Annotated in this window: 14 protein-coding genes; 11 read left to right on the top strand and 3 right to left on the bottom strand. The window is 71.2% G+C overall.

What is annotated here, in order from left to right; all coding sequences use genetic code 11:
* Nucleotides 1-42 precede the first annotated feature (42 nt).
* Nucleotides 43-846, bottom strand: a complete 804-nt coding sequence (locus MQP27_RS18455; protein ID WP_242766286.1) for a nuclease-related domain-containing protein — start codon at nt 844-846, stop codon at nt 43-45.
* A 100-nt stretch (nt 847-946) separates the two neighbouring features.
* Here MQP27_RS18455 and MQP27_RS18450 point away from each other — a divergent pair, with 100 nt between their 5' ends.
* The 7 genes from MQP27_RS18450 to MQP27_RS18420 all read left to right on the top strand — a co-directional run bounded on the left by MQP27_RS18450 (nt 947) and on the right by MQP27_RS18420 (nt 7,505).
* The gene (locus tag MQP27_RS18450) at nt 947-1,453 is read left to right on the top strand and encodes a protein-tyrosine phosphatase family protein (protein WP_242766285.1); all 507 of its coding nucleotides are present in this window, start codon (nt 947-949) and stop codon (nt 1,451-1,453) included.
* A gap of 134 nt (nt 1,454-1,587) precedes the next feature.
* Complete coding sequence (locus MQP27_RS18445; RefSeq protein WP_308289947.1) at nt 1,588-2,310, top strand: hypothetical protein; 723 nt, start codon at nt 1,588-1,590, stop codon at nt 2,308-2,310.
* Nucleotides 2,307-3,551: an ATP-binding protein gene (locus MQP27_RS18440; protein WP_242766284.1), complete on the top strand. Its 1,245-nt coding sequence runs from the start codon at nt 2,307-2,309 to the stop codon at nt 3,549-3,551. The genes MQP27_RS18445 and MQP27_RS18440 overlap by 4 nt, the downstream gene beginning before the upstream one ends.
* A 126-nt stretch (nt 3,552-3,677) precedes the next feature.
* Nucleotides 3,678-4,094, top strand: coding sequence for an SH3 domain-containing protein (locus MQP27_RS18435; RefSeq protein ID WP_242766283.1), 417 nt, complete (start codon nt 3,678-3,680; stop codon nt 4,092-4,094).
* 43 nt (nt 4,095-4,137) lie between these two features.
* Nucleotides 4,138-5,499: an FtsW/RodA/SpoVE family cell cycle protein gene (locus tag MQP27_RS18430; RefSeq protein WP_242766282.1), complete on the top strand. Its 1,362-nt coding sequence runs from the start codon at nt 4,138-4,140 to the stop codon at nt 5,497-5,499.
* Nucleotides 5,496-6,953: a penicillin-binding transpeptidase domain-containing protein gene (locus MQP27_RS18425; RefSeq protein WP_242766281.1), complete on the top strand. Its 1,458-nt coding sequence runs from the start codon at nt 5,496-5,498 to the stop codon at nt 6,951-6,953. The genes MQP27_RS18430 and MQP27_RS18425 overlap by 4 nt, the downstream gene beginning before the upstream one ends.
* A 45-nt stretch (nt 6,954-6,998) precedes the next feature.
* Entirely contained in the window at nt 6,999-7,505 is a 507-nt protein-coding gene (locus tag MQP27_RS18420) for a DUF3291 domain-containing protein (protein WP_242766280.1), read from the top strand.
* Nucleotides 7,506-7,555: 50 nt separating this feature from the next.
* Here the strand turns inward: MQP27_RS18420 and MQP27_RS18415 are convergent, their stop codons facing one another.
* On the bottom strand, nt 7,556-8,665 hold the full coding sequence (locus tag MQP27_RS18415) for a ferritin-like domain-containing protein (protein ID WP_242766279.1): 1,110 nt from the start codon (nt 8,663-8,665) through the stop codon (nt 7,556-7,558).
* A gap of 87 nt (nt 8,666-8,752) precedes the next feature.
* Between MQP27_RS18415 and MQP27_RS18410 the strand changes: the two genes are divergently transcribed.
* The 4 genes from MQP27_RS18410 (at nt 8,753) to MQP27_RS18395 (ending at nt 11,984) form a co-directional block, all read left to right on the top strand.
* The gene (locus MQP27_RS18410; RefSeq protein ID WP_242766278.1) at nt 8,753-9,691 is read left to right on the top strand and encodes an AurF N-oxygenase family protein; all 939 of its coding nucleotides are present in this window, start codon (nt 8,753-8,755) and stop codon (nt 9,689-9,691) included.
* Between the two features lie 141 nt (nt 9,692-9,832).
* Nucleotides 9,833-10,483, top strand: coding sequence for a TetR/AcrR family transcriptional regulator (locus MQP27_RS18405; RefSeq protein WP_242766277.1), 651 nt, complete (start codon nt 9,833-9,835; stop codon nt 10,481-10,483).
* A 10-nt stretch (nt 10,484-10,493) separates the two neighbouring features.
* Nucleotides 10,494-10,811 (top strand): DUF8847 domain-containing protein, encoded by a 318-nt coding sequence (locus tag MQP27_RS18400; protein WP_242766276.1) that lies wholly within the window; start codon nt 10,494-10,496, stop codon nt 10,809-10,811.
* A 102-nt stretch (nt 10,812-10,913) separates the two neighbouring features.
* Nucleotides 10,914-11,984, top strand: a complete 1,071-nt coding sequence (locus MQP27_RS18395) for a C40 family peptidase (RefSeq protein WP_242766275.1) — start codon at nt 10,914-10,916, stop codon at nt 11,982-11,984.
* Here MQP27_RS18395 and MQP27_RS18390 read toward each other — a convergent pair.
* Nucleotides 11,954-13,210: a styrene monooxygenase/indole monooxygenase family protein gene (locus MQP27_RS18390; RefSeq protein WP_242766274.1), complete on the bottom strand. Its 1,257-nt coding sequence runs from the start codon at nt 13,208-13,210 to the stop codon at nt 11,954-11,956. The two genes, MQP27_RS18395 and MQP27_RS18390, sit on opposite strands and share 31 nt — an antisense overlap.
* Nucleotides 13,211-13,219 lie beyond the last annotated feature (9 nt).

Below are 13,219 nucleotides of genomic sequence, written 5' to 3'. Positions count from 1 at the left end.
CCCCGCTCCGGGTCCCTCGTGCCGGGGGGAGCCGGGCGGAACTCACACCCGCGTCCACGTCCCCCGGTCCCGCGCCATCGCGTGCAGCGCCTCCACGTCCGCCGGCTTCAGTACGCCGCCGGTGCGGGCGAGGCCCTCGACCTCCGTGTCCCGGAGGACGCGGACCTCGCGCAGGGGCGCCGTGACGGAGACGTCCGACGGGGCGACCAGGGCCAGCACCGGGTGGACCTCGGCCGTCAGGGCGTAGGACGCGCGGTCGGCGTCGGCGCGAACGCGGCGCAGCAGCGGGTGGGGGTCGCGGCGGCCCAGGGTGACCATGGGGTCCGCGACCGTCACCCGCTGTTTGCGGGCGTGCAGGGTGTGTACGGCGAACAGGCCGCCGGGGCCGATCGCCAGGTGGTGGACGCGGTCGCCGCCCGGGAGCGGGATCGAGTGCAGGGCGTGCCAGCCCGCGCCGTCGAGCCGGTCGAGGGCCTCGCCGACCGCCTGTTCCGCCAGGAGGGCGCGGCGGCGCGGGTCCGGGCGCAGCCGGTGGTTCGGGCCGGGCTCGCGGTCCAGGGCAACCAGCAGCGCCTCGCCGGGGCGGTTGGGCGCCAGGTCGTCGTCCGGGTGGAGGGAGAGCCGCGCCAGCTCGGCCGGGGTCGGCACCGGCGGCGGGCCCACGGTCACCGGTCCGGTGATGAAGGGGCCGAGGACCTCCAGCACCTCCTCGTGCTCGTCCTCGCTGAGCAGGTTGACCCTGGCCGCCTCACGGTCGTACCAGGCGATGTTCCGTCCGTCCGTCTGGCACACGTAGAGCCGCTCCTGACCGTGTCGCCAGGTCGGTATGACGCGCAGTCCGTTCATGCACCATCACCCCTTGACCATGGGAACAGGCGGGGTGCTCTGCGGGCAAGAACCCGGTTACCTTTGACAGGAGTTGGGAGGGGGACTTGGGGAGGCGTGTTTGCGTACCCGCAGGAAGCAGCCCGACGTACCGGCCCCGGACGACCCGTGGAGCGAGATCGTGCCCGGCCTGTGGATGGGCGGGCACGAGTTCCGGGGGCGTTCCGGACAACTCGAGTTCGCCGTCGTACGCGATGAGTTCGATCTCGTACAGACGTTGCTACGACTGCCCGGGCACGGTCCCGATCCGGGCGTCGAACACCATGTGTGGCCCATTCCGGACGGGCCGCTGGACGGGACCCAGCTCGCGGGGGTGATCCGGCTGGCGCAGGCCGCGAGCGAGGCGATGGACGAGGGCCGTGAGGTCCTCGTCCGCTGTTACCACGGCTACAACCGCTCGGGGCTGGTGGTCGCGCACGCCCTGGTGCGGCGGGGCCACTCCGCGGAGGAGGCGATCCGGCTGATCCGGGCCCGTCGCTCGCCGTGGGCGCTGCACAACGATCTGTTCGTCGACTATCTGCGGGCGGGCCTGCCGACGGCCCGGCTGCTTGAGGAGCTCGCCGAGTAACGTTTCCTCGCACGCACGGGCGTGTCATAAGTGCACCACATGAGTGCACCATGAGTGCGCAAAAAGGACTTCCGTACGAATAGGGTGTACGGGCCGTCGACAACCCACACGACAACCCGCACCCCAGGAGCACAGTGCAGCCCAGCCGCCCCGTCCGCCTCCTCCGCACCGTGGCCGCCGTCGGCGTGCTCGCGGCGGGCGCGGTGGCCTGCGGTGACGCGGGCGGCCTGGAGGGCGCGGGGTCGACGCCGACGGCGACCAGCCCGGCCAAGCTGTGGCCGGATCTCACCCCCGCCTCCAGCCCCGCCTGGAACTACGACAACGGCGAGTCGGAGGTCATGAAGGGCATCACCGCGCCCGGCGGCGACATCCGCAAGGTGGATCCGGTCGCCGTGGTGAAGGCGGAGATCGCCCAGCACCCGGACGAGTACGCCGGCTCGAAGGCGCAGTACCGCGAGACGGTACGCCGGATGGCCTACTGCGGCGGGAAGCCCGCGGACGACCGGTGCCCGCTCCTCAAGGCGTACTACCGCGACGTCACCGGCGACGGACACGCCGACCTGACCCTGGGCTTCCGGCTGCTGCCGGGCAACCAGACCGCCGTGCGCGTCTACACCGTCGAGGGCGGCCGGGTGGTCCAGGTGATGTCCAACGACGACGCGGTGAGCGGCGTCGAGCTGGCCGGGCACTCGGTGATCATCCACGCGCCGTCCGACCTCGCGGACTACGAGTACCGCTTCCAGTGGACCTGGGACCCCGAGCAGCGCGTCATGCTGCTCACCCACGACGAGATGCTGCACAACGGCAGGCGCGAGCGTCAGTCGACCCCGTCCGTCTCCCCCTCGGCGAGCCCATGACCGGACCGGCGCTCCCCCACTGGGCCGGCACGCTCGCCGTGAAGGCCGCCGCGTTCATCACCGTGATGTGCTGTGCGCTGGCCGCGATGCTCGGTGTGCTGGTGCATGTCTCGGTGACCAACCAGACCGTCGGGCAGGCCCGCGACCTCGCGCTGTCCCGGCTGGCGGACGCGACGAAGGCGTACCAGGCCGGGGACACGCTGCTGCCGGGCGCGGGGGTGGATCCGCCGGGGCTGCCGGACGCACTGCGCTCGCTGGCGGTGGAGGGGGACCGCGGCACGATGGTCTCCGAACATCGCGGGCATCCGACGATGTGGGCGGCGGGGCCGGCCGACCGGGACCGGGCCCTGGCCGTCGAGGTCGACTACTCGCAGCAGTCCCGCACCATCGCCGCGCTCGACCGGTCGATCCTGTGGTCGTCGGGGCTGGCGATCGGGGCGACGCTGCTGGTCGGGGCGTTCGCGGTGACCCGGGTGACGCGACGGCTGCACGCGACCGCGCGGGTCGCGCGGCGGATCAGCGGGGGCGACCTGGACGCGCGGGTCGACGACGCGCGGGCCAAGGATCCGACCCGGCCGCAGGACGAGGTGGCCGCGGTGGCGGCGGCGCTGGACTCGATGGCGGCGTCCTTGCAGGGGAAGCTGCTGAGTGAGCAGCGGTTCACGGCGGATGTCGCGCATGAGTTGCGGACGCCGCTCACGGGGTTGCACGCGGCGGCGGAACTGCTGCCGCCGGGGCGGCCGACGGAGCTGGTGCGGGACCGGGTGGCCGCGCTGCGGACGCTGACCGAGGACCTGCTGGAGATCTCGCGGCTGGACACCGGGCGGGAGCGGCTGGAGCTGGACGCGGAGGAGCTGGGGGCGCTGGCCTCGCGGGTGGTGCGGGCGTCGGGGACCGACACCGAGGTCGTGGTGGTGCGGGACGCGCGGGTGGAGACGGATCGGCGGCGGCTGGAGCGGGTGCTGGGGAATCTTGTGGCGAACGCGCATAAGCACGGCCGGGGGCCGGTGTCCGTGACGGTGGACGGGCCTGTGGTGGTGGTGCGGGATCACGGGGACGGGTTTCCGGAGTATCTGGTTGAGCATGGGCCGCAGCGGTTTCGGACGGAGGGGGGCGCGAAGGGGCATGGTCTTGGGCTGACCATTGCGGTGGGGCAGGCGGAGGTTCTTGGGGCGCGATTGGAGTTCGCCAACGCCGTGGGAGGCGGGGCCGTGGCGCGACTGACGCTCGGTGGGGGCTGATCGCGCAGTTCCCCGCGCCCCTAAAAGCAAAAGACCTCGGCTGGCCCAATTCGAAAGGCCACCCTCGGCATTCGCTCATAACGTGGCGGTAAGTCAGGTTCGTCCCCTTCGTGGAGGTAACACCCCATGTTCCTGCGCTCCGCCTTCAACCGTCTCGCCATAGCCACCGCCGCCGGTGCCCTCATCACCTCCGTCGTCGCCACGCCCGCGCTCGCCGACGACGAGTGGGACGAGGGGGGTGGCGACCCGGGGTTCAGCCAGCAGGACGACCGGGGGGACTGGGACCACGGTGAGCACCACAACAACCCGCGGCTGTACCGGGGGGTCGTCACCGCGAGCGAGCTGTTTCTGCGCAGTGCGCCGAACCGCGGCAGCCAGGTGATCCGGGTGGCCTACCGGGGCGAGCGCGTCTCGATCTTCTGCAAGACCGTCGGGCAGAACATCCAGGGCAACAACCGCTGGTACCTCCTCACCGACGGCACCTGGGCCTGGGGTTCGGCCCGGTACATCGACACCATCGGGCCCACGCCACGCTGGTGCTGAGGCCCTGAGGTCGCAAGACGCACTATTTGGGTAGGTTCCGGACATGACCAACGCCGGAACCACCGTGGCCACAGCGGATCCCCCCGCTCCCGCGGTACGCCTCCCCCGGCGCCGTGGCATCGAGCTGGCCCTCATCGTCCTCGCCGTCCTGCTCTCGGTGTACGGCTACTGCGACGTCGGCCTCGCCAAGAACGGCACCGTCCCGCCCGGCGCCGCCGGTTACGGCGCCGGGCTCGGCGTGCTCGCGCTCCTCGCGCACATCGCCGTACGGCTGCGGGCGCCGTACGCCGATCCGCTGCTGCTGCCGATCGGCGTCCTGCTCAACGGCCTCGGCCTGGTCCTGATCTACCGGCTCGACCTGGAGACCCCCGGCGACCGGGCCGCGCCCACCCAACTCGTGTGGTCCACGCTGGGCGTGACCCTGTTCATCGTGGTGGTGCTGGTACTGCGCGACCACCGGGTGCTTCAGCGGTACTCGTACGTCTGTGTCGTCGCCGCCCTCGTGCTGCTTCTGCTGCCGATCCTCTTCCCGGCCGTCAACGGCGCCCGGATCTGGATCCGGATCGCCGGGTTCTCCATCCAGCCGGGCGAGTTCGCGAAGGTGCTCCTGGCCGTCTTCTTCGCCGCCTACCTGGCCGACAACCGCAACGCGCTCGCGTACGCCGGCCGCCGGGTGTGGTTCATGCAGCTGCCGACCGGCCGGGTGCTGGGCCCGATCGTCGCCATCTGGCTGCTGAGCGTGGGGGTGCTGGTCCTGGAGCGGGACCTGGGGACATCGCTGCTGTTCTTCGGGCTTTTCGTGGTGTTGTTGTACGTCGCCACGGGGCGGACCGGGTGGATCGCCGTCGGGCTGCTGCTCGCCTCGCTCGGTGCCGTGGCCGTGGGCTGGCTGGAGCCGCACGTCCACAGCCGGGTCGAGGACTGGCTGCACCCCTTCGCGTCCATCGACGCGGGGCAAGGGCCGAATCAGCTCGCCCAGTCGCTCTTCGCCTTCGCGGCGGGCGGCGTCCTCGGGACCGGGCTCGGGCTCGGGCACTCCATCCTCATCGGCTTCGCCGCCAAGTCGGACTTCATCCTGGCCACGGCCGGCGAGGAGTTGGGGCTCGCGGGGCTGTCCGCGATCTTCCTGCTGTACGGGCTGTTGGTCGAGCGCGGCTACCGGGCCGGGCTGTCGCTGCGGGAACCTTTCGGCCGGCTGCTCGCGGTCGGGCTGGCCTCGATCGTCGCGCTCCAGGTCTTCGTGATCGCCGGCGGGGTGTGCGGCCTGATCCCGCTCACCGGCATGGCGATGCCCTTCCTCGCCCAGGGCGGCTCCTCGGTCGTCACGAACTGGGCGATGGTCGCCCTGCTGATCCGCGTCAGCGATTCGGCCCGCAGCCAGTACGACGGCGAGGTCGCCCCATGACGAGGTACATCCGGCACGCGGCCGTCTTCTGCGCCCTCCTCCTGGTCGCCCTCCTCGTCAACGCCACCCGCATCCAGGTCGTCCAGGCCGGCCGCTACGACGACAACCCGGCCAACCGCCGCGCCACGATCGCCCGTTACGACCAGAAGCGCGGCGACATCCTGGTCGGCGGCAAGCCGGTCACCGGCTCGCGGGACACCGGCGAGCAGCTCCGCTACGAACGCACGTACACCAACGGCCCGTTGTACGCCCCCGTCACCGGCTTCGCCTCGCAGGTGTACGGCACCACGCTCCTGGAGCACTCCGGGGACGCGGTGCTGTCGGGGACCGACCCGCTGCTCACGCCGTTCCCGCTGTGGAACGACCTGACGCGGGCGCAGAGCCCGGGCGGGAACGTCGTGACCACGCTCAACAGGGCGGCGCAGCAGGCGGCTTACGAGGGGCTGGGGGGCCGGAAGGGTGCCGTGGCAGCGGTGGAGCCCTCGACCGGGCGGGTGCTGGCCCTGGTGTCCAGTCCCTCCTACGATCCCGCCGTGCTGTCGGGCAACTCGGCGGCCACGGAGCGGTCCTGGGCGCGGCTGAACTCGGATCCCGACAAGCCGATGCTGAACCGGGCGGTGCGGCAGACGTATCCGCCGGGCTCCACCTTCAAGGTCGTGACCGCGGCGGCGGCGCTGGACGCGGGGGTCGTGACGGATGTCGACAAGCCGACCGACTCGCCCGATCCGTACACCCTGCCGGGTACGTCGACCACGCTGACGAACGAGGGGGACGGGTGCGCGGACGCCTCGCTGCGGGCCGCGTTCGAGTGGTCGTGCAACACGGTGTTCGCCAAGCTGGGGGTGGATGTCGGGGTGGCCGACATGGCTGCCACCGCGGAGGACTTCGGGTTCAACGACGCCGGGCTGCGGATCCCCTTCTCGGTCGCGCCGAGCACCTTCGACACCTCGGTCGACAAGGCGCAGCTGGCGCTGTCGTCGATCGGGCAGTACAACACGCGGGCCACGCCGCTGCAGATGGCGATGGTCGCGGCGGCGGTGGCCAACGGCGGGCAGGTGCGCCCGCCCTATCTGGTCGAGCGGACGACGACGGACGACGGGGACACGGTGTCGACGTCCGGTTCGCGGCCGGTGCGGCAGGCGATGCATCCGGCGACGGCCGTACGGATGAAGGAACTCATGGAGGACGTGGTCACCGAGGGCACCGGCACGAACGCGGCGATCCCCGGCGCCACGGTCGGCGGCAAGACCGGGACCGCCCAGCACGGCCTCGGCAACTCCGGTACGCCGTATGCCTGGTTCGTGTCGTGGGCGCAGGGGGAACGTGACCTGGAGCCGAAGGTCGCGGTCGCCGTGGTGGTCGAGGACGCGTCCGCGGACCGGGGGGACATCACCGGGGGCGGGGTCGCGGCGCCGATCGCGCGGGCCGTGATGGAGGCGGTGCTCGGTTCGTGAGACGGGGGTACCGGGGACGGCAACTCCCGACCTAACGTTCGGTACATGACTTCAGTCGCCGCGTACGAACTCGCCCAGGTCAACATCGGACGTCTCAAAGCCCCGCTGGACTCACCGCAGTTGAAGGACTTCGTCGACAACCTCGACCCCGTGAACGCCGACGCGGACGCCGCGGACGGGTTCGTCTGGCGGCTGCAGGGCGAGGCCGGCGACGCGACGGACATCGCCGTCTTCGGCGACGAGTGGCTGATCATCAACATGTCGGTGTGGCGGGACACCAACGCGCTGACGGCGTTCATGTACCAGGGCCGCCACCGGGAGATGCTGGCCCGGCGGAGGGAGTTCTTCGAGCGGGTGCAGGAGGCGATGACGGCCCTGTGGTGGGTGCCGGCGGGCCACCGCCCGACGGTGGCCGAGGCGGAGGAGCGCGTCCTGCACCTGCGCGCGAACGGGCCGACGCCGTACGCCTTCACGCTCCGTACGTCCTTCCCGCCGGGGACGGAGGAGGCGGTGGTCGGCGAAGTGCCGGAGGACCTGGGCTGCCCGGTCTAGCGGGCGCCTCCGGAAGCGGTCCGCGCGCCCTGGGCCGCTTCCGGTTCCCGTCAGCCTTCCGCCGCCCCCGCCTCGATCGCCTCCCGCACCTCCGTCACCCGGGCCTGCTCCTCCGCCGCGAAGCGTTCCGCGTCCAGCTTCTCCGCGATCTCCTCGTCCTGGGCCATCAGCAGGTCCAGGTTCGAGTCGCCCATCTCGAAGACGCCCATGTCGACGTACGCCTGCTGCAGCCGCTTGCCCCACAGGCCGATGTCCTTGACGCAGGGGACGATCCGGGAGAACAGCAACTGGCGGAACAGGGCCAGGAATTCGGAGTTCTCGCTGTACTCCTCGGCCTCGGCCTTGGGGATGCCGAAGTTCTCCAGGACCTCGACCCCGCGCAGCCGGTCCCGCATCAAGTAGCAGCCCTCGATGACGAATTCCTCGCGTTCGCGCAGTTCCGCGTCGGTCAGCTGCTTGTAGTAGTCGCGCAGCGCCATGCGGCCGAACGCCACGTGCCTGGCCTCGTCCTGCATGACGTAGGCGAGGATCTGCTTTGGCAGGGGCTTGGTCGTGGTGTCGCGGATCATGCCGAAGGCGGCCAGCGCCAGGCCCTCGATGAGCACCTGCATGCCCAGATACGGCATGTCCCAGCGGCTGTCGCGGAGCGTGTCGCCCAGCAGCGACTGGAGGTTGTCGTTGATCGGGTAGACCATCCCGACCTTCTCGTGCAGGAACCGGCCGTAGATCTCCGCGTGCCGCGCCTCGTCCATGGTCTGCGTCGCCGAGTAGAACTTGGCGTCCAGGTCCGGCACCGATTCCACGATCCGCGCCGCGCAGACCATCGCGCCCTGCTCGCCGTGGAGGAACTGGCTGAACTGCCAGGACGCGTAGTGCTGTCGCAGCTCCCCGCGCTCCTTCTCGCTCATCTTCGCCCAGTACGGCGTCCCGTACAGCGAGATGGACTCGTCCGGGGTGCCCAGCACGTCGTACGGATCGACCTCCAGATCCCAGTCGATGCGCCGCTGCCCGTCCCACTGCTTGTCCTTGCCCTTCTGGTAGAGGGCGAGCAGTCGTTCGCGGCCGTCTTCGTACTCCCAGCTGAAGCGGGCCGCGCCGGACGCGGGGACCTGCCAGAGATAGTCACCGGGATCGTTGGTGTACAGCTCATGGGTCGGCATACCCCGCAGGCTCACATGTAGACGCCGAGTCAACAAGTCCCGTGAAGGGGATTGACGGGCTTGCTGACAGGCAGTCTCATAAGTGTCATGACGACTCTCACGGAAGCAGACGCACTCGACGGCCTGCGCGACGCCCTCGGGCTGCTAAAGGACCGCGAGCAGGTCGCCGAACGGCTGCTCGCCTCCTCCGCGAAGCACTCCTTCGACCCGGACAAGGAACTCGACTGGGACGCGCCCTTCGAGGAGGGGAAGTGGTTCTGGCCGCCGGAGCTGGTCTCGCTGTACGACACGCCGCTGTGGAAGCGGATGGGCGAGGAGCAGCGGATCCTGCTCTCGCAGCACGAGGCCGCGGCACTGGCCTCGCTGGGGATCTGGTTCGAGCTGATCCTCATGCAGCTGCTGGTGCGGCACATCTACGACAAGGCGGCGACGACCGCGCATGTGCGGTACGCGCTGACCGAGATCGAGGACGAGTGCCGGCACTCGAAGATGTTCGCGCGGCTGATCGAGCGCGGGGACGCGCCCTGGTATCCGGTGTCCCGGACCCACCAGAACCTCGGCCGGCTGTTCAAGACGATCTCGACGACGCCGGGGTCCTTCACCGCGACGCTGCTGGGTGAGGAGGTCCTGGACTGGATGCAGCGGCTGACGTTCCCGGACGAGCGGGTGCAGCCGCTGATCCGGGGGGTCACGCGTATCCACGTGGTCGAGGAGGCCCGGCATGTGCGGTACGCCCGCGAGGAGCTGAGGCGGCAGATGGTGACGGCGCCGCGGTGGTCGCAGGAGTTCACCCGGGTCACGTCCGGGGAGTTCGCCCGGGTGTTCTCGGTCGCCTTCGTGAATCCGGAGGTGTACACGAATGTGGGGCTGGACAAGCGGGAGGCGCTGGCGCAGGTGAAGGCGAGTGGGCATCGGCGGGAGGTCATGCAGACGGGCGCGAAGCGGTTGACCGACTTTCTGGATGACATCGGGGTGCTTCGGGGGGCTGGGCGGCGGTTGTGGAAGAGCTCGGGGCTGCTGGCCTGAGGGCGGGTGCGGGCCGGTGGGGGTTGAGCGCGCAGTTCCCCGCGCCCCTTGAGTGGGTCCAGCGACGCCAACCTCAAGGGGCGCGGGGAACTGCGCGACCAGCCACGACGTACCCGCAGACGGCCGACTACCCTGCGAGGCATGACCCCGCCCGCCGCCCCCGCCTACCGTCGGCTGAGTGTCGAGGAGCGCCGTAGTCAGCTCCTCGAAGCCGCCCTCGGCCTCTTCGCGCACCGCGCCCCCGAGGACGTCTCCCTCGACGACGTCGCGGAGGCGGCCGGAGTCTCGCGCCCCCTCGTCTACCGGTACTTCCCCGGCGGCAAGCAGCAGCTCTACGAAGCCGCGCTCCGGTCCGCCGCCGACGAGCTCCAGCAGTGCTTCGACGAGGCCCGCGTCGGCCCCCTCCTCCCCCGGCTCGCCCGCGCCCTCGACCGCTACCTCGCCTTCGTCGACCAGCACGACGCCGGGTTCAGCGCCCTGCTGCAGGGCGGCAGCGTCGTCGAGACCTCCCGGACCACCGCCATCGTGGACGGGGTACGGCGGGCCGCCGCCGAGCACATCCTCAGCCATCTCGGGGTCACGGACCCCGGCCTGCTGCTGCGCATGACCGTGCGGATGTGGATCACCGCCGTCGAGGCGGCCTCGCTGATCTGGCTCGACGAGGACAAGCGGCCGCCGGTCGACGAACTGCGGGACTGGCTGGTGGAGCAGTTCGTCGCCGTGCTGTCGGTGACCGCGGACCGGGACCCGCAGACCGCGGCGCTGGTGCGGGCGCTCGCGGACGATGTCTGAGACTGGTGCCGTGAAGAGCGAACCGATCCCCTTCGAGGGTGGGCCGATGGACGGCCGTGTGCTGCCCGTCCTCGCCGGTGCCACCGGGCATCCGCCGAAGATCTACCGCATCCCGGTGCCCGACCCGGCCGGCGGCCCCGACACCGTGCTCGTCTACCGGCGCGTGCCGCGCGGGTACAGCAAACGGCTGGGGATCCAGCAGGGCTGGAAGTACGAGTACGACCCCGGGGCCGGGCCGGACGAGGGCCGGCCGAGGTGGCCCTGGTCGAAACCGGACAGCAGGCCGGACGCCACGCCGGGCGGCAAGCCGGACGACACCGACGGGTGACGCGGTTGCGCCGAACCGCGTACGTCCGGCGCGCGAAGCGCGAGCATCCGTCTGAAGCTCGCGGTGCGGAGCAGAGGGGCTGCCCGCACCGGAGGTGATGACGTGTCAGGAAGGCTTCTGCGTCTGGTGTGTACGGCGGCGCTGGCGGCCGGCACGGTCCTCGCGCCGCTGCCCGCCGCGGCCGTACCGGCGCCGCCCGGGGCCGGAGAACGGTCCGTCTCCCAGCTGCTGACGGACCTTCAGCGGCTGTACCGGGAGGCCGAGCAGGCCACCGAGACCTACAACGGGACCGCGGAGAAGCTGAGGAAGCAGCGCGCCGACGTCGACCGGCTGGACCGGGAACTGGCCCGCGCCCGGCTCTCCCTGCACGACAGCCGGGGGGCGGCGGGGCGGCTGGCCCGGCAGCAGTACCAGAACAGCACGGCCATCTCGCCGTACGTCCGGCTGCTGCTCGCCCGTGATCCGCAGCAGGCGCTCGACGAGGGCCATGTGATCGGGCAGTTGGCGCGGGAGCGGGCCGAGACGGTCGGGCGGCTCACCGGGAGCGAGAAGAAGGCCGCCGAACTGGCCCGGGCGGCCCGCAAGGCGCTCGACGGTCAGCTCTCCCTCGCCGAGCGGCAGAAGAGGGAACGGGACGAGGTGGAGAAGCGGCTGAAGGACGTCGAGGAGCTGCTCGTCTCGCTCTCTCCCGAACAGGTCGCCGCCGTAGGGAAGTTGGAGAAGCAAGGGGTCGCGAAGGCCCAGCAGCAGTTCATGGCCTCCGGGGCGCCCGGTGCGGAGAGCGAGCCCTCGCGTGAGGGCGATCGGGCCGTGCGGTACGCCGTGCAGCAGCTCGGGAAGCCGTACGAGTGGGGGGCGGAGGGGCCGGAGTCGTACGACTGCTCGGGGCTGACGTCACAGGCCTGGGGGCATGCGGGGCGGCCGATTCCGCGGACCAGCCAGGAGCAGTGGGCGCGGCTGCCGCGGGTGCCGGTGCGGGATCTGCGGCCCGGTGACCTGGTGGTCTACTTCCCCGAGGCCACCCATGTGGCGATGTATCTGGGCGCGGGCATGGTGGTGCAGGCTCCGAGGACCGGCGAGCAGGTGAAGGTCTCGCCCGTCGCCTCCTACCCGATTCTCGGAGCCGTGCGGCCGGACGGCGATCAGGCGGCCCCGGTGACCGAGGCGAGGTAGGCCTCGGTCTTCTCGGGCTCGTAGAAGAAGTTCTCGAAGTCGGCCGGGTCGTCGAAGCCGTTGGCGAAGCGGTCGGCGACCGGGGGCAACTGCCCTGCCGCGCCGATGAGACCCAGGATGTGCTCCGGCGGCGGGGCCAGCATCGCGTTGGTCCACTTGGTGACGTGCCGGGCGGTGTCCCAGTAGCGCTCGAAGGTCGCCCGCATCCAGGCCTCGTCGAACTCCTTCTCGCCGTGGTCGAGGATCGAGGCGAGGTACGAAGCGGCGCACTTGGACGCCGAGTTGGAGCCCTGGCCGGTGATCGGGTCGTTGGCGACCACGACGTCCGCGACGCCGAGGACCAGGCCGCCGCCGGGGAGGCGGCCGATCGGGTTGCGGACGGTGGGGGCGTACCGGCCGGCCAACGTGCCGCCCGCGTCCGTCAGTTCGACCTTCGTGGCCCGCGCGTGCTCCCAGGGCGTGTACCGCTCCATGAGTTCCAGGGTCAGGGAGAGGTGCTCCGCCGGGTCCTTGACGCCGTTGAAGACGTCGAGCGGGCCGCCGGGTATGCCCTCCCAGAACAGGATGTCGGCCGGTCCCGAGGTGGTCAGCGTCGGCATGACGAAGAGCTCGCCGACGCCGGGGACCAGGTTGCAGCGGACCGCGTAGTAGTCCGGGTGCTCCGGGCGCGGGCCGAGGCCGTGCACGTAGGAGACGGCGAGGGCCCGCTGCGGCTCGCTGTACGGCGAACGGGACGCGTCCCGGCCGAACATCGACACCAGCTCGCCCTTGCCCGCCGAGACCAGCACGAGGTCGTACGTACGGGAGAAGTAGTCGAGGTCGGAGACGGCCGCGCCGTGGATGACCAGCTGGCCGCCGCGCTGCGCGAAGGTCTCCATCCAGCCGGCCATCTTCACCCGCTGGTCGACCGACTGCGCGTACCCGTCGAGCCTGCCCACCCAGTCGATGGCCCGGGCGGCCGGACCCTCGCCCCATGATCCCGGGGCCGCCACCGAGACGCCGAGTCCTTCGATCTTCGGGGCCTGGGACTCCCAGAAGTTCAGCTGGAGATCGCGCTCGTGCTGCAGCGCCGTGTGGAACATGCACTGCGTCGACATGACGCGGCCGGAGCGGATCTCGTCCGCCGTCCGGTTCGACATCAGGGTGACCTCGTACCCGTGCGACTGGAGGCCGAGGGCGAGCTGGAGACCGGACTGGCCGGCTCCTACGACGAGTATCTTCCGCATACGGGGCTG

The sequence above is a fragment of the Streptomyces cylindrosporus genome, assembly GCF_022698165.1.
GTDB classification, from domain to species: domain Bacteria; phylum Actinomycetota; class Actinomycetes; order Streptomycetales; family Streptomycetaceae; genus Streptomyces; species Streptomyces cylindrosporus.
Note: the sequence above shows the minus strand (reverse complement) of the source record. Positions and strands in the feature narration are given on the sequence as shown.